This is a genomic window from Alistipes finegoldii DSM 17242 (assembly GCF_000265365.1).
Taxonomy (GTDB): Bacteria; Bacteroidota; Bacteroidia; order Bacteroidales; family Rikenellaceae; genus Alistipes; species Alistipes finegoldii.
The window spans coordinates 1,024,586-1,039,533 of sequence record NC_018011.1 but is presented as its reverse complement, the minus strand read 5'-3'; the positions used below and the strand labels follow the sequence as shown (position 1 = coordinate 1,039,533).

General features: G+C 54.1%; 14 protein-coding genes and 1 tRNA gene. 10 read left to right on the top strand and 5 right to left on the bottom strand.

Features of this window, described 5'->3' with window-relative positions:
* Positions 1-191: 191 nt before the first annotated feature.
* From ALFI_RS04725 to ALFI_RS04690, 8 genes are all read left to right on the top strand, one after another.
* Entirely contained in the window at positions 192-1,469 is a 1,278-nt protein-coding gene (locus tag ALFI_RS04725) for a DUF3945 domain-containing protein (RefSeq protein WP_014774974.1), read from the top strand.
* Between the two features lie 12 nt (positions 1,470-1,481).
* Positions 1,482-1,994 (top strand): DUF1896 family protein, encoded by a 513-nt coding sequence (locus ALFI_RS04720; RefSeq protein WP_014774973.1) that lies wholly within the window; start codon positions 1,482-1,484, stop codon positions 1,992-1,994.
* A gap of 27 nt (positions 1,995-2,021) precedes the next feature.
* Complete coding sequence (locus ALFI_RS04715) at positions 2,022-3,053, top strand: FimB/Mfa2 family fimbrial subunit (RefSeq protein ID WP_014774972.1); 1,032 nt, start codon at positions 2,022-2,024, stop codon at positions 3,051-3,053.
* Between the two features lie 62 nt (positions 3,054-3,115).
* Positions 3,116-5,674, top strand: coding sequence for a DUF4906 domain-containing protein (locus ALFI_RS04710; RefSeq protein WP_042493299.1), 2,559 nt, complete (start codon positions 3,116-3,118; stop codon positions 5,672-5,674).
* Positions 5,675-5,688: 14 nt separating this feature from the next.
* Positions 5,689-6,243, top strand: a complete 555-nt coding sequence (locus ALFI_RS04705) for a DUF3575 domain-containing protein (protein WP_014774970.1) — start codon at positions 5,689-5,691, stop codon at positions 6,241-6,243.
* Positions 6,244-6,245: 2 nt separating this feature from the next.
* Positions 6,246-7,904, top strand: coding sequence for an OmpA family protein (locus ALFI_RS04700; protein WP_014774969.1), 1,659 nt, complete (start codon positions 6,246-6,248; stop codon positions 7,902-7,904).
* Between the two features lie 4 nt (positions 7,905-7,908).
* Positions 7,909-8,187: a hypothetical protein gene (locus ALFI_RS16455; protein ID WP_014774968.1), complete on the top strand. Its 279-nt coding sequence runs from the start codon at positions 7,909-7,911 to the stop codon at positions 8,185-8,187.
* A gap of 264 nt (positions 8,188-8,451) precedes the next feature.
* The gene (locus ALFI_RS04690; protein ID WP_014774966.1) at positions 8,452-9,606 is read left to right on the top strand and encodes an AAA family ATPase; all 1,155 of its coding nucleotides are present in this window, start codon (positions 8,452-8,454) and stop codon (positions 9,604-9,606) included.
* A gap of 198 nt (positions 9,607-9,804) precedes the next feature.
* Here the strand turns inward: ALFI_RS04690 and ALFI_RS04685 are convergent, their stop codons facing one another.
* The 4 genes from ALFI_RS04685 to ALFI_RS04675 form a co-directional block, all read right to left on the bottom strand.
* Entirely contained in the window at positions 9,805-10,101 is a 297-nt protein-coding gene (locus ALFI_RS04685) for a helix-turn-helix domain-containing protein (RefSeq protein ID WP_014774965.1), read from the bottom strand.
* Positions 10,102-10,105: 4 nt separating this feature from the next.
* Complete coding sequence (locus ALFI_RS16450; RefSeq protein ID WP_014774964.1) at positions 10,106-10,390, bottom strand: helix-turn-helix domain-containing protein; 285 nt, start codon at positions 10,388-10,390, stop codon at positions 10,106-10,108.
* Between the two features lie 127 nt (positions 10,391-10,517).
* Positions 10,518-11,735, bottom strand: a complete 1,218-nt coding sequence (locus ALFI_RS04680; protein ID WP_014774963.1) for a site-specific integrase — start codon at positions 11,733-11,735, stop codon at positions 10,518-10,520.
* Positions 11,736-11,984: 249 nt separating this feature from the next.
* Positions 11,985-12,060: transfer RNA gene (locus ALFI_RS04675), tRNA-His, on the bottom strand.
* 220 nt (positions 12,061-12,280) lie between these two features.
* On the opposite strand from ALFI_RS04675, the gene ALFI_RS04670 reads away from it, so the two are divergent.
* The gene (locus tag ALFI_RS04670; RefSeq protein WP_009598415.1) at positions 12,281-12,550 is read left to right on the top strand and encodes a co-chaperone GroES; all 270 of its coding nucleotides are present in this window, start codon (positions 12,281-12,283) and stop codon (positions 12,548-12,550) included.
* A gap of 15 nt (positions 12,551-12,565) precedes the next feature.
* The gene (gene groL, locus ALFI_RS04665; RefSeq protein WP_014774962.1) at positions 12,566-14,197 is read left to right on the top strand and encodes a chaperonin GroEL; all 1,632 of its coding nucleotides are present in this window, start codon (positions 12,566-12,568) and stop codon (positions 14,195-14,197) included.
* 115 nt (positions 14,198-14,312) lie between these two features.
* On the opposite strand, the gene ALFI_RS04660 is transcribed toward groL, so the two are convergent.
* The gene (locus ALFI_RS04660) at positions 14,313-14,900 is read right to left on the bottom strand and encodes a histidine phosphatase family protein (RefSeq protein ID WP_014774961.1); all 588 of its coding nucleotides are present in this window, start codon (positions 14,898-14,900) and stop codon (positions 14,313-14,315) included.
* Positions 14,901-14,948 lie beyond the last annotated feature (48 nt).

Below are 14,948 nucleotides of genomic sequence, written 5' to 3'. Positions count from 1 at the left end.
ATCTTTTATCGAAACCTAAAAAATACCGAAATATTTGCGACCAGCTTCGCATCCTTTTTCAGGACGGGACACGCCTTGTAAAGACTGCCGAACGGACTGGAGCGGACAGAGGCGGACATCGGTATTGTTCGGATTACGGGGCTTATATATTCGCGGCATAAACCTTTTGTTTCACTAAAAACATTTGCTTTATGTCCGAAGAAAATCAGAATCAGAACCAACACCCCAACCAGTCCCCTGAGCAGGCTGATCCCAACTACAAGGAGACCTTGTTGCTTTACAACGAGAGGAACGGCGCCGTGGAGGCCGTCTCCGACCTCAAACAGAGCGGCAACCAATACAAGGTTACGACGACGCAGCCGCTCACGGCCAACAAACCTGCGTTCTACGAACTTCGCAACAGCTCCGCAGTCGCAGCCTTCATCAAGGGCTTCATGTCGCAGGAGAACGCCAAGCCCTTTCATTTTCTGAAAGTCGCTGCCGACAAGGCCAGCGAAGTCACACAATCGCTGCTGCGCCTTGCCGACAATCCCAAAGACTCCGAGGGCCTTAAAGCCCTTTACGATCATCGGGTCACCTCGTACCAGCTCGAAAAGGTCAAATTCGACACTCCGGATTTGAAGTTGCAGGAACTAAAAGAGATGGGCATCATCGTTACTCCCAAAGAGCTGGATGCCATGAAGCACGGCCTTCCGTGCACGGAACTGCATGACGTAAATCTCAAGGTCGGCAATATGCCCATTGTCGGACAGTTCGCCCTGCATCCCTACAAGGACCAGAACGGCGACGTGCAGGTCGGTCTGACTAGCGCCCTTCCGCGTCCGGAGTTCGAGCGCGAGGAATACCGGATGATGTTCTCCACGAGTGAGAAGGAGCAGCTGTTGGCCGGGAAAACGCCTGACCGGTTGTACGAACTTCCCAACCCGCATACGGGAGAGAAGGAGTGGTGCTTCGCCACGCTGAATCCGGCGACGAACCGCCTTGTCACCATCCCGAAAAACGAAGTTCCCGATCTGCGTTATTTCAACGGCGTGCGTCTGGATGATACGCAGCAGAACGAGCTGGCTCTGGGTGGCCGCGTCTTCGTCGAAGGCTGCTCCATGCGCGGCAGCGACATCACCTATTCGGGCAAAGTGGGCTTCGATGTCCTCTCGAACGAATACAAGATGACCGACTACCAGTTCAGCCGCCCCTATATCTCTCCGCAGCTCGACAAACAACTCGACGACCGTCAGCGCACGGCCCTGCTGAGCCCCGAAGGTCTGGACTGCTCGAAGGAGAAGGAGCGTCCCATTCTGGGCAAGAACGGCAGGGCACTGAACTGTATCCTGCGTATCGACCCCCGCTCGAACGGCGTCGTTTACGATTTCTCGCAGCAGCGCCGTCAGGAGCAGCAGGAAAAGCAGGAGCAGAAGGCCGAGAAAGCGCAGGAACAGGCTGCGGATCAGGGCCGTGGTCGCAAACGCTAATCCGCTCCTGCGATGGAAACCCCCGATGAAAAATGGTTCCGGGAGCGACTGCGGCATTTCCTCGAAGTACGCCATCCTCCGCGTCAGTTCCACCGGGCGATGATCGAACGACGCAGCCGTCTGGCCTTTGAAAGCTACACACAAAGCGTTGAGTTGGGAGCGACTGCCGATTCGGCAGTCCGTGCCGCCGATAAGGTGCTGTTCCGGGGCCTGCTCTTCTCGAAGTATGACACCGTTCATCTGATCCTTGCGACGGACTTTCCGGCTATTCCCGAGAGCCAACGGAAGGAGGTCGCTCTGAGGCTCACCCGCATCTGCACTCCGATCTTCCGGGCGTACAACCTAAACGACGACTTCGCTGAACATCCGGAATTCCGGCAGCTCAAAGAGGACCTCCGTACCGGCATCCGCAACTGGATCGACGAGAACGGCGTGCCGGGCTATCACAGCCCGGCGCGCAAGGAAAAGCCACTTGTCCCATACTCGGAACAACCCCGATATCCAAAACACAACAAGTGTAAATAGTTCATTCACTTAATTTCTTATTACACCATGAAAAAGATTCTTTTTGCTGCGGCCGCCATGGCCGCCGCCCTGTTCGCCTCGTGCGACAAAAACGATGAAACGATCAATTCTGTGATACCCGAAGCTGCTGACGGCGCCCGGATCGCCATCACGCTCATCGGAGCCGGCGATACTGAAACCCGCGCGTTCTTCGACACGACGGCCAAGGCTGAAGCGTGGGAATCCTCGCTTTCGACGCTTTCGGTCTTCGCCTTCGACAAGGGCGGAACGCTCATCGTCCGCCGTGACTTCACCTCGGCGGAACTCGCTTCCAAGTCGGCGACCTTCGCACTTCCCAAGTCCGCGGCCGGCACCGAGTGCTCGTTCTACGCCGTAGCGAACTACGATGCTTCGTCGGCCAAGACCCGGGCGGCCCTTACGGCCCTCGTGGAAAACTCCGCTGCGGCCTACAACGGAACTTTCGCCGAGGTGTCCACCGCAGCCAAACGTTCTGGCGGCTTCGTGATGTCGGGCTCCACGACCAAGACCGTCGGGGCTGTGAACACCACTACGAACATCGGCATCACGCTCAAACGCACCGTCGCCAAGGTGGCTTTACAGACGACCATCGACCCTTCTTTCTCCCAGAAATACGGCGGTTCGCTTACCGTCAATTCCGTAAAACTCTCCAAAGCTGCCTCGCAGTCGCTCGTCGTGGCTGGGACACCGACGCCCGGGGCCATGAGCTACACGCATACCCAAACCCTCGCCGCGGCATCGGGTAAATACAACGCCCTGTTCTACTGCTTCGAGAACGGAGCTTTGGCTGCTGGAAGCCGCGTGCTGCTGGAAATCAACGCTACGTACGATCTGGACGGCAATGCCTCGACCACGGACGACCGCTCGGAGGTGACCTACTCGGTGGAGCTGACGGGCAAAGCTGCGGGCGAAATCCTCCGTAACGGCTACTACCGCATCGCGGCCAATATCACGGGGCTCGTAGGTCAGGATTGCGTTGTGACGGTCACCGTCGCCGACTGGGAGACGCCCGTAACGCAAAATGTCGATCTCGGAGCATAATCCGAATTGTTGCATCGGGTTCCGCTCTGTCTTTCGGGCGGAACCCTTTTTCTTGACACAAGATGAAACGATTTCTTTATAGCTTATTGCTCCCGCTGAGCATTCTTTGCAGCTGCATCTACGAGGATGAGCCGGCTTGCTGCCGCCCGATGAAAGTTCGGGTCGAAATGGCGGTTCGTCCCGACCCTATGATGACCGTAACCCGTGCGGACGAAGCAATGATTCGGGACCTGAACTTCTATCTTTACAATGATAACGGCGAGATTGTCCTGCACCGTTACCAGACCTCTGCGACACTGCGTTTCGAGTGCCTGCCGGGCAGCTACAGGATACGTATTGCCGCCAATATGGGACGCGACTTGGGTGAAAATCCGGTATCGGAAGATTTTATCGTTACGCACGCCGACGAGTACGATATGCTGCCGATGTCCTATGAGGACGACGTTGCGATAATCCCGTCGGCAGACGGTGTGCTGATGCTTCCGGCCGTCGAGGTGCAACGTTGCGTGGCAAAAGTTTCTTATAACATTTCCGTCAAGCCCGCGGATATCGAGCTTTGCTCCGTGCAGCTTCTTTCCGTACCGCGCTCGGTATCTGTGTTCGATATGGCGGCTGCACCGTCGGATAATCCGGACGACTATACGGACTGCCCGGAAACCGCACTCACTGGGCCGCAGGCCGCAGGCGACTGCTACCTGCTTCCGAACAGGCAAGGGACGGTAGCTTCGATTACCGATCAGCGACAGAAGAACCCCGACAATGCCCCCGCGAATGCCTCGTATCTGCTGATCCGCGCCGTGCGGGGAGAGAAAGTGCTGGCCTATTACGTCTATTTGGGCGGAAACAACACCTCGGATTTCAATGTCCGGGCGAACGTACACTACTGGTTCAACATTTCGATTTTGGGCGACAGCGAGGTCGATACCCGCATTTCGTCCTATACGCTGCATGTCCGGGATGATTTCGATGACTATAACTACGGCGGCTACTGCCTTTTAGACGGCACGCGCTATCTCTATATCGACGTGGACAGCCCCGACGGCACGGCCCCGACGCGCGGACGGCTGGAAGTCCTTTCGGGCGATCTGAAATGCTTTACGTTCAATTACGGAGACAAGGGCGCCGTCCATGATTTCGATCTGTATGATTCCGCCGGCGAGAATGCCTACGAAATGGAGTATTACACGCCGGTTTACACGGCCGACAATTCGCTCCTCTCTTACCGTATCACACTGACCGACGCCCTCGGCTTCACCCAGAGCTACGACTTTTCGCACCGCATGGCCAACGCCGCCATCATTCATACCGACGACGGAGGAAGCGTCCGGGTCGAGGGTGCGCTTCATGTCGAAACCGAATCCGAAGGTTCGGGAGAACGAACCGTGGCGCTCTGCATGGAAAACTGCACGCTCACGGCCGTTCCCGACGCAGGCTATACGTTCGATGGCTGGTACTTCGATGCGGGGTACGATCATCTGCTCTCGAACGAAGAAACCTTTGAGTTCGTGCCTGCCGGGCCGCTTCGGCATATCTACCCCGTATTCATGCCCGGCGAAATACAACTCGACGCGCTTAATACCGCCAACTGTTACATCGCGCCGGAGCCTTTACGCGACTATTCGTTCGATGCCACGGTGCAGGGCAACGGCTGCGCGACGCTCAATATCACGCCGCAGCGGCTTTCGGGAGCTTATGCACGATTGGTTTGGGAGACCGGGACGCAGGCCAACAGCGTGATCTCCTCGCTGGGCTATGACGGCAGCCGCATCTGCTTTCGTACCGGGACGCAGCAGGGAAACGCCCTTATCGGCCTGTTCAACGCCGGGGGCGAGTGCGTTTGGTCGTGGCACATCTGGGTTGCAAACTACGATCCGGAGTCGTCATCGCAGAAATACAGCTCCGGAGACATCTTCATGGACCGGAATCTGGGTGCTGTCGGAACCGACTATACGAAAGTCACGGCCTGCGGACTCTACTACCAGTGGGGCCGCAAGGACCCGTTCCCGTATCCGGCCTCGTTTACGAACAATGCCAGACCCGCCTCATTCATCTATCACGACAGCTACGCATACGGAACGATCCGTCCCGAAGATTATGACGCACGGGAGGTGATGAGCGTGGAATGGGCGACGCTGCATCCCACGACCTTTATCCATAAGGCCGACTACGAAGTCGACGAGCCCGAAGAGGATGTTTTGGACTGGCTCTTCCGGAGTCATCACAACCTTTGGGGAAACACTACTGAACAGGGATACGACGTGAGCAAGGTCTGCCGTAAGACGATCTACGATCCCTGCCCTCCCGGATGGAGGGTTCCCGACGCCTGCGACTTCGAAGGGATCGCCATGTCGCAAACACAGCTTCCGTACTGCGTGAATATCGTATACGGCGGGACGAAAACAGTGCGCTATCCCGCGGGCGGGACGTTCGACGGCGACAGCTACTCCGGCGCCGGGACGTACGGGCAGGTCTATACCAATACGCCTTACTTCTGGAACTTCGACTACGGAGCGTCGTACTTCGACGGCGTATCCTGCACCTCGATCTATCTGGCAGGAACACGCCGCACGACGAGCGAACTGCGCTGTCAGGCCAATCCCGTGCGATGTATCAAAGAATAACGAATCGTGTTCCAATGAAAAAGCCAAAAATCATTCTGGTCGTGCTGCTGACCGCGGCTTTGTGGGGAGCACCCTACAAGGCTGCGGCGCAGATCTTCGCCGTAAGGGCCAACGCTCTTGCGGTGTGCAGCGCGACGCTGAACGTCGGCGCCGAAGCGGCCCTGACGGACAACTGGTCGCTGGAGCTGTCCGGCTACTGGAATCCGGTGAATACCGCATCCCTCTCGATGAACTTTCACGCCGTGCAGCTCGGCGGCCGCTATTGGTTCTACGAATCCTTCGTCGGACATTTTCTCGGACAGCACCTTACCTATGTCGGCTACGATCTCGGAAGCCGCACAAAACGCTATAAAGGTCATGCCTACGGTCTTGGCGTCAGCTACGGATATGCGTGGATGCTCACTAAACGCTGGAACGTGGCCTTAGAAGCCGGTCTCGGACTTTACCGCACGAAGGATACCCGCCGCGATCCGACCGTCTCGGACTGGGAGGATGAATACATCTACCGTTACCGACGTTGGACGCTGGCCCCGACAAAACTGGAAGTTTCATTCAGCTATCTGTTTTAAGGATGGAAAAAAGAAAAATCATAACTGCCGGAGCAATTCTCGGCTGCTGCCTATGGATGATGTTCGGCTGCTCGGTAGCTGGACGGCTTCAGCGGCAGCAGGCGACGGCAGGTTTGGCGCAACTTACCCGCGCCGAACGGCAGCAGTGGCAGCAGGACTACCGCCCGCAGGTCGTGAAGTTGCAGCGTGACAGCAATACGTTCTATCTCACCCCGGTCGATACGCTTGCCGACGGCGAACGTGTCATGGCCCTTCAGATCGAGCAGGTGACGGTCGTGGCGAAGATGCGGTCTATTCCCGAACGCAACGGGCGCGTCGTCCTGGATTTCATCGTGACGCTGCCCAAGCAGTTGTTGGGGCGCAGCCGCAGCGTCGTAATCACGCCGATACTTCACAAACCCGACGAATCCGTGCCGCTCGAAGATCTGGTGATCCGCGGCGGGCGGTTTTCGCTCCTGCAACAGCGCGACTACTGGCAGTATGAAACCTATGTCGAACGCTTCCGCCCCGACACCGTGGGGCGCGAGGCGGCCTTCAACCGCTTCGTGAAGTTTCCCTATCCGGAGGACGTCCGGCTCGACTCGCTGGTCGAAGGCCGAAGCACCGTCACGTATTACTATTCCCAAGCGGTGAAGACCGACGAGACCTCGAAAAAGATGCTGGTAACGCTTCAGGGGCAGGTCTTGGCAGTGGACGACAGTGCCTACCGCCTGCCGCCGTCCGATACGTTGAGTTACGTCGTCTCCTCGATGATCTCCTTCGTCGATACCTTGCCGCGTTACCGCATCAAGGTTATCGACAAGTTCGTGACGGTCGAGGATCGCAATTACATTCAGTTCTTTGTGGGCGATACCCGCGTGGTCGATACGCTGGGCGACAATCGGCGGCAGTTGGACAAGATCACCGGCCTGATGCGGCAGATCGTCGAGCAGCAGGAGTTTTACGTCGATACCATTACGCTGACGGCGGCATCGTCTCCGGAGGGCGATTATGCTTTCAACGACCGTCTTTCCCAAGGACGGGCGCAGGCATTGAAACGCTACCTTGTCCGCCGATACGGCAGAAGCATCGACACGATGCTCACCGTGCGGTGGGTAGCTGAAGACTGGACGGAATTGACGAACTGCATCCGAACAGACCGGGAGATCGGAAGCCGCGATGCCATCCTGGAGCTGATCGCCGAAGAGAAGAATCCCGACCGACGGGAACAGACCATCCGGCAGCGGTTCCCCCAAGAGTATGCCTATATCCGCTCGGTGATCTATCCGCAGCTGCGGGCCGTGAATTTCCGCTACAATCTGCGCCGCAAAGGAATGGTCAAGGACACGATTCACACCACGGAACTGGATACGGCCTATGCCCGCGGGGTGGAGCTATTGCAAAAACGCAAATACGCCAAAGCCTTGTACATTCTCAACGACTACAACGACCGCAACACGGTTGTGGCGCACCTCTCGATGGATCACAACGAACGGGCGTTGGAGCTGTTGGCTGCGATGCCGAAGGATGCCGTGACGGAATACCTACGGGCCATTGCCTGCTCGCGGCTTGGGCGTAAGGAGGAGGGCCGCCGCCATTTCCTCGAAGCCTGCCGCTTGGACGGACGTATGGAATATCGGGGCAATCTCGATCCGGAGATTGCTGAACTCCTAAAACAATAACAAGATGAAAAAACGAAAAATAGCAAACATACTCCTGTATTGCATCCTCGCAACGATCTGGGGTGTACTCATAGCATCCCTGTTCGTCGGCTGCAACTTATACGAAAAAGAGGAGATAGAAATTATCCGCTGTCCCGAAATCAAAACCGACACCATAAAAATTCCCGACTGGGATAAGTATTCCGAATCCTATCGTTATGGACAGCGAATTTATTCACACGGTCCGGCTTTTACGGCTTGGGCTGCGCGAACGGTTCAATCCCGATCCGGAGGATTGCTGTAACCTGAACCATTGAAAGAACGGCTGTGATTAAAAATCGCAGCCGTTCTTTTTCGGGTAGTTTCCGACGCATCACATCCTCTCGTATTGCCGGTGCAAGTGACTTTCCGTGCGATATTCGGGCGGCGAGAGGCAACGGCTGGGTAATGTATCGACATCCATGAATAAAATGGAAGACGGTTTGAATGGCCTGATAGTTGACATTTTTAATTATTCTATTTGCATAATTCATATTGAATAATTATTTTTGTGGAAATTGATCGTCATATGGCAAAAGTAATAAACCCGTTTATCGTGACGGGTAAGATAGAACCGGAGTATTTTTGTGATCGTGTGACGGAATCAGCACGGCTCATCAAATCCGTTACCAATGGTAACAATCTGGTGATTATTTCACCGCGTCGCATGGGTAAAACGGGATTGATTCAATTCTGCTACGACAAACCCGAAATAGCTGCCGAATATTATACGTTTTTCATCGATATTCTCCATACGTCGAGCTTACGGGAGTTCACCTACCTGTTAGGGCGCGAGATATACGAAACCCTTTTGCCCCGCAGTCGCAAGATGGCCGACCTGTTTATTCAGACTATCAAATCCATCAGCGGAAAATTCGGCTTCGACCCTATTACGGGCATGCCGACCTTCAACGTGGAATTGGGCGATATCGACCGGCCGGAATATACGCTGGATGAAATTTTCCAGTATTTAGGTCATGCAGATAAACCATGCATCGTGGCGATTGACGAGTTTCAGCAAATCGCCAAGTACCCGGAGAAAAATATCGAGGCACAGCTGCGAACGCACATTCAAAAGCTGCGTAACTGCAACTTCATCTTCGCCGGAAGCGAGCGCCACATGATGCAGGAGATGTTCACGTCGGCGGCACGTCCGTTCTACCATAGCGCGGATATGCTGGAATTGAAAGCGATTGTTCCGGAAATTTATATTCCGTTCATCGTCGGCCATTTCGAGAAACGTAACCGACGAATTGCTTCCGACGATGCAGAGCGAATTTACAATCTGTTCAAAGGTCATACCTATTACGTTCAGAAGACGTTCAACGAGGCATTCGCCGACACTCCCGAAGGCGAGGTGTGTACGCTCGAAACTCTTCGAGCGGCAATCGACAACATGGTTGCCTCGAACGATACTATTTTTCGCGAAATACTGTCGAACATACCCGAAAAACAGAAAGAGTTGCTCTATGCCATCGCCAAAGACGGCGAAGCGGAGCGAATAACCTCGGCGGCATTCATCAAACGGCATAGTCTGACATCGGCGAGTTCCGTTCAGTCGGCAATGAAAAAACTGCTCGAAAAAGACATTATTACGGAAATCAATAAGGTCTTTTCCGTGACGGACAAGTTGTTTGCCATGTGGATGAACCGATTGTATGGGAATAATGATTATTTGAGTTGATTATCAATCCTTGTTGTCAATACAGCGACATCAGCCGGAACCATACCCATCAATATTTATTCGCCACAGAACCTAAATAGGGTAGGAATCATAATTGCAAACATGCCATATTTTGTAATGGTGGGTGTGTTCATATGGCAAAAACCAATTTCTGTATTTAAAATATAGGGCAGGAGGTTGTTCCTCCTGCCCGTTGCATCATCTCAGAGCTCTGACGTAGCGGCTCTCCAACAATTTATAAATTGCCGACTGGGGATATAGGATTTTGCCGCCGATGGAAGTGTAGGGTATCTGGCGGTTGTCGCGGTAGTTTTGCAAAGATCGCTTGCTTAAACCGAAGATACTGCGAACCTCCTCGCTGGTGAGATAGACCTCCTTCCCGATGGACGGGCGGTGTGTGTCGATCAATATATCTACGGCTTGAATAGCCCGAACGATGTTGTGGCGCAGTTCTTTGAATACGTTGCTGTCACGTGTGATGATGTCTTCATGCATGGCTCTATTCAGTTTTTATCAGGTTTTTTTCCAGCAAACGACGGATATCTTCTTCCCGGAATACTACTTTGTTGCCGATGGCAGTGTAGGGTATTATGCCGCAGGTGCGATAATATTGCAGGGCTCGTTTAGTTATGCTTAAAGCCTTGCAAACATCGTCTGTCGTCAGCCAGCGGGTGTTTTGTGATTTTTCAGACAGCGCGTGCAAATTGGAGATACGTTCCAATAGCCGTTGTATATGCGCTTGAAGATCGTTATAAGCGCTCGTTTCAATAAGCATGCAATCCATAATGATATATTTAAGCGGGTGATTATGAAAGCCGCAAGTTAATATCACATGGAATTTTCCGATATCGATGTCCGTCCCTGACCGCTCCAGTCCGCTCGGTGGACTTTTGAGCCTGTGCCCTAAGAGTCTATGCTGTCAGAACCTTTCCTATTCTTTGCATTTCCCGGCTAATATTGGCTTCTGAAATTTTTGCATAGTGCCGAGTCATATTCGTATTTGTATGCCCGAGGATTTTGGCAATGATGTCGATTGGCATGCCATATTCGATAGCCAATGTGGCGAAAGTGTGGCGAGCTGTATGCGTCGTCAGATTTTTATGGATGTTGCATATTGTTCCGATTTCCTTGAGATACGAGTTCATTTTTTGGTTGCTGGGGATAGGTAATAACTTTCCTTTGAGTTGTAATTCAGGATTATGTTCATATTTTTGTAATATTTTGAGCGGGTAGGGTAGAAGTGGCACACGACTTATTACAGAGGTCTTTTCGCGTGGTTTATGTATCCACGTTGTTCCGCTGTCATCCGTTGTAATGTGTCGTTTTTGTAAGTTGTCTGCGTCCGTAAAGGCCAGTCCCGTTAATGCACAGAAGCAAAATACGTCTCGGATACATTCCAGCCGTTCATTAGGCATTTCCTTGCTTATCAATATGTCCAGCTCTTCTTTTGTCAATGGAACCTTGACGTTTGTTTTGTCTATTTTCATCTTGTAATACTGAAACGGATTTTTTTCAATCCATTCGTTCCGTATCGCGAATAAGATGAAATTTTTGAGACAGCAAAGTAAATTTACGGCACCATTGTTTCTGCATTGGTGGGCTGTTTGCATGAAGGTATTTAGGCCGTCTATATATTCATAGGAAACCATATCCAGCGGCAGGTCATCTTTCCGGTATTGCTGTTTGGTATATTCGGTCATGTATCGTAGTAAACGATGGTATTTGTTACAAGTTACCTGTGTGATACGTGTCCCGACCTCCTGTTGCCGTTTATCGCAGTATTTCGAAAACTCGACGAGGAACATTCTTGAACCGGATGCATTGCTCAGTCGTTGTTTGATGGAAAAGCAGTCCGGAGTTTTATTCTCTTTGAGAAGCAGGTCGTAGGCCGCAAGGATATTCGCCCGATAACTGGCGACGATGCTGTTAATTTGCTGATCCACTTCGCCTTTGTAAAGGGAGCGTTCGAGGCGCTGGTTCCATCGTTCCGGTTCGATTTGACATTGGGTATAGATCTCTGTTGTTTGGCCGGATGTGGTGATACGGGCATAAATAGGAGCCTTTCCTTTTTTAGAGATTTTGGTCTTTTTGCAGAAAAAGACTACGTTGAATGTTGTGCGTTGGTACATAGCTGCATGGGTTTGAAATAGTTAAACGTGTGCAGCATAGGGATATTGTGGCGTAAAACGGTGCAATACAGTGCGTTATGTGTAATTCGTGACCAATTTTTGACCGAAATAAAATAGGTCACGAATTGGGTCATAAAAACCTGCTTCAGAATACATTTTACGCGATTGTTTCAAAAACGAAAAAACCTTATATATCGTTGATATACAAGGTTTTTACTCTTTATTGCAGTGATTTTCAACTGCTTCTAAGGGTGGAAGATGGGGCTCGAACCCACGACCTTCGGAACCACAATCCGACGCTCTAACCGACTGAGCTACATCCACCGTGTGACCGTTGTCCGGTCGTATCGGGATGCAAATGTAATATACTTTTTCGGTCCGTGCAAAAAAATCGCCCGAAAAATTGCGCCGCGTGACAAAATGACAGTCCGGTATGTACCTTTGTCACCCTGCATCTGCCAAAAACCGGTTGGCACATCAATTGATGGGAAGGAGGTTGCAAATGCTAACTAATACATCATTATAAACCAAAAACAACAAAAGCTATGAATGTAAAACCATTATCGGACCGTGTGCTGATTCTGCCGAATCCTGCGGAGGAGAAGACGGCGGGCGGATTGATCATCCCCGACACGGCGAAGGAGAAACCGCTGGCAGGTAAAGTTGTCGCAGCTGGCCCCGGCACCTCGGAGGTCAAGATGGAGGTCAAGGCCGGCGATCAGGTGCTTTACGGCAAGTATGCAGGTCAGGAGATTCAGATCGACGGCGTCGATTACCTGATCATGAAACAGAGTGATATTTTAGCGATCATCTAATAAAGGAAAAACATCATGGCAAAGGATATCAAATACAATGTTGAGGCGCGCGAGCTGCTCAAGGAGGGTGTCGATGCGCTGTCGAACGCCGTAAAGGTCACGCTCGGTCCCAAAGGCCGCAACGTGATTATCGACAAGAAATTCGGTGCGCCGCAGATCACCAAGGACGGTGTGACGGTAGCCAAGGAGGTGGAGCTGGAAGACGCTTTCGCCAACATGGGCGCCCAGATGGTCAAGGAGGTAGCTTCGAAGACCAACGATGACGCGGGTGACGGTACGACCACCGCGACGGTGCTGGCCCAGTCGATCATCGGCGTAGGTCTGAAGAACGTGACGGCGGGTGCCAACCCGATGGACCTGAAGCGCGGTATCGACAAGGCGGTGCTGAAGGTCGTGGAGTCGCTGCGCAAGCAGAGTCAGGAGGTCGGCACGGACTTCGCCAAGATCGAGCAGGTCGCCACCATTTCGGCCAACAACGACGAGACGATCGGCAAGCTGATCGCCGAGGCGATGGGCAAGGTGAACAAGGAGGGCGTCATCACCGTCGAGGAGGCCAAAGGCACCGAGACCCACGTGGAGGTGGTCGAGGGCATGCAGTTCGACCGCGGTTATATCTCGGCTTACTTTATGACCGATCCCGAAAAGATGGAGGCGCAGCTTGAAAAGCCTTACATCCTGATTACCGACAAGAAGGTTTCGACGATGAAGGAGCTGATGGGCGTGCTGGAACCGGTGGCTCAGAGCGGCCGTTCGCTGCTGATCATCGCCGAGGACGTGGACGGCGAGGCTCTTTCGGCGCTCGTTGTCAACAAGCTGCGCGGCACGCTGAAAATCGCGGCCTGCAAGGCTCCGGGCTTCGGCGACCGCCGCAAGGAGATGCTCGAAGACATCGCCATCCTGACGGGCGCTACCGTGATCTCGACCGATAAGGGTATGAAGATCGAGGATGCCGACCTTTCGATGCTCGGAACGGCCGACAAGGTGACGCTCAACAAGGAGAACACCACGATCGTGGACGGCGCCGGCAAGAAGGAGGAGATCGCGGCCCGTGTGGCTCAGATCCGCGCTTCGATCGAGAAAGCCACGTCGGACTACGACAAGGAGAAGCTGCAGGAGCGTCTTGCCAAGCTCGCCGGAGGTGTCGCCGTGCTGTATGTGGGCGCCGCTACCGAGGTGGAGATGAAAGAGAAGAAAGACCGTGTGGACGATGCGCTGGCCGCAACCCGCGCCGCAGTCGAAGAGGGTATCGTTCCAGGCGGCGGTGTGGCATACATCCGCGCTACGGCGGCTCTCGAAGGCATGAAGGGCGATAACGAGGACCAGACGACGGGTATTCAGATCGTGAAACGTGCGATCGAGGAGCCGCTGCGTCAGATCGTCGCCAATGCCGGCGGCGAAGGCTCGGTTGTCGTCAGCAAGGTGAAGGAGGGCAAGGACGCCTTCGGTTACAACGCCCGCGACGACAAGTACGAGGACCTGCTGAAGGCCGGTATCATCGACCCGACCAAGGTGTCGCGTGTCGCGCTGGAGAATGCCGCTTCGATCGCTTCGATGTTCCTGACGACCGAGTGCGTGCTGGCCGAGAAGAAGTCCGACGCTCCCGCCATGCCGGCAATGCCCGCAGGCGGTATGGGCGGCATGATGTAATCATCGGTTGCCATATGAAAACCGGAGACCTCCGACAAGGTCTCCGGTTTTTTTTGTTGTCGGGAGCCGTCTTCGGCTGTTACCGCCTGCCGGTCCCGTGACCGGGAGGGGCGGCTCACGGCATCCACTCCAGCACGCCGGTGACGGGGTTTGCGGCGCGCCATGCCTCAAATTCGGCGTAGGTGCGGACTCCGTCGCGCAGCACGGCCTGATAGTATTCGATACCCATGATTTTCTCGGTCTCCGGAGTTTCGTATTTGAGCCGGAGGATGGTTTCGCGCGTTTGGTCGGTCAGCACGGCGGCGATCCGGTCGGCAACCCGTTCGAAATAGCCGTCGTAGGCCGAGCCTTTCGGCATGTGGATCATGTCGATCTGCCAAAGCTGGTCGTCGGCGTCGGCATACCATGCGTGCCATTCGAGGCACTCCTCGCTCGTGTCGAGCAGGTTGCCGTATTCGATGCGGCGGATGCGGCTGTTTTCGGCCAGCCGGGCCATGGCGGCGAAGCTGTCCGCTACGCGCAGGGGCGATGAGTAGATGTGGAAGTCGATGTCGCGGTGCGTTATCAGCAGTCCCGTGCGGAGCGAGCCGACCAAATGCGGTTCGGCGCCCACGGAACGCCAGATGCTTTCGATGCCGCTGTCGCGGATGACCTCTTGGGCGCGCTGCTGGTTCGCGGCGGCGAGGGTGCTGAGTTTGTCCATTGTGCGATGCTATGAAGGGTTAAAAGGGCTTGCCGGAGCGAATTCGTT

Excerpts from the sequence above, each read along its gene's own strand:
- ALFI_RS04725 (WP_014774974.1), top strand. The coding sequence starts at position 192 with ATGTCCGAAGAAAATCAGAATCAGAACCAACACCCCAACCAGTCCCCT.
- ALFI_RS04720 (WP_014774973.1), top strand. The coding sequence starts at position 1,482 with ATGGAAACCCCCGATGAAAAATGGTTCCGGGAGCGACTGCGGCATTTC.
- ALFI_RS04715 (WP_014774972.1), top strand. The coding sequence starts at position 2,022 with ATGAAAAAGATTCTTTTTGCTGCGGCCGCCATGGCCGCCGCCCTGTTC.
- ALFI_RS04710 (WP_042493299.1), top strand. The coding sequence starts at position 3,116 with ATGAAACGATTTCTTTATAGCTTATTGCTCCCGCTGAGCATTCTTTGC.
- ALFI_RS04705 (WP_014774970.1), top strand. The coding sequence starts at position 5,689 with ATGAAAAAGCCAAAAATCATTCTGGTCGTGCTGCTGACCGCGGCTTTG.
- ALFI_RS04700 (WP_014774969.1), top strand. The coding sequence starts at position 6,246 with ATGGAAAAAAGAAAAATCATAACTGCCGGAGCAATTCTCGGCTGCTGC.
- ALFI_RS16455 (WP_014774968.1), top strand. The coding sequence starts at position 7,909 with ATGAAAAAACGAAAAATAGCAAACATACTCCTGTATTGCATCCTCGCA.
- ALFI_RS04690 (WP_014774966.1), top strand. The coding sequence starts at position 8,452 with ATGGCAAAAGTAATAAACCCGTTTATCGTGACGGGTAAGATAGAACCG.
- ALFI_RS04685 (WP_014774965.1), bottom strand. The coding sequence starts at position 10,101 with ATGCATGAAGACATCATCACACGTGACAGCAACGTATTCAAAGAACTG.
- ALFI_RS16450 (WP_014774964.1), bottom strand. The coding sequence starts at position 10,390 with ATGGATTGCATGCTTATTGAAACGAGCGCTTATAACGATCTTCAAGCG.
- ALFI_RS04680 (WP_014774963.1), bottom strand. The coding sequence starts at position 11,735 with ATGTACCAACGCACAACATTCAACGTAGTCTTTTTCTGCAAAAAGACC.
- ALFI_RS04670 (WP_009598415.1), top strand. The coding sequence starts at position 12,281 with ATGAATGTAAAACCATTATCGGACCGTGTGCTGATTCTGCCGAATCCT.
- groL (WP_014774962.1), top strand. The coding sequence starts at position 12,566 with ATGGCAAAGGATATCAAATACAATGTTGAGGCGCGCGAGCTGCTCAAG.
- ALFI_RS04660 (WP_014774961.1), bottom strand. The coding sequence starts at position 14,900 with ATGGACAAACTCAGCACCCTCGCCGCCGCGAACCAGCAGCGCGCCCAA.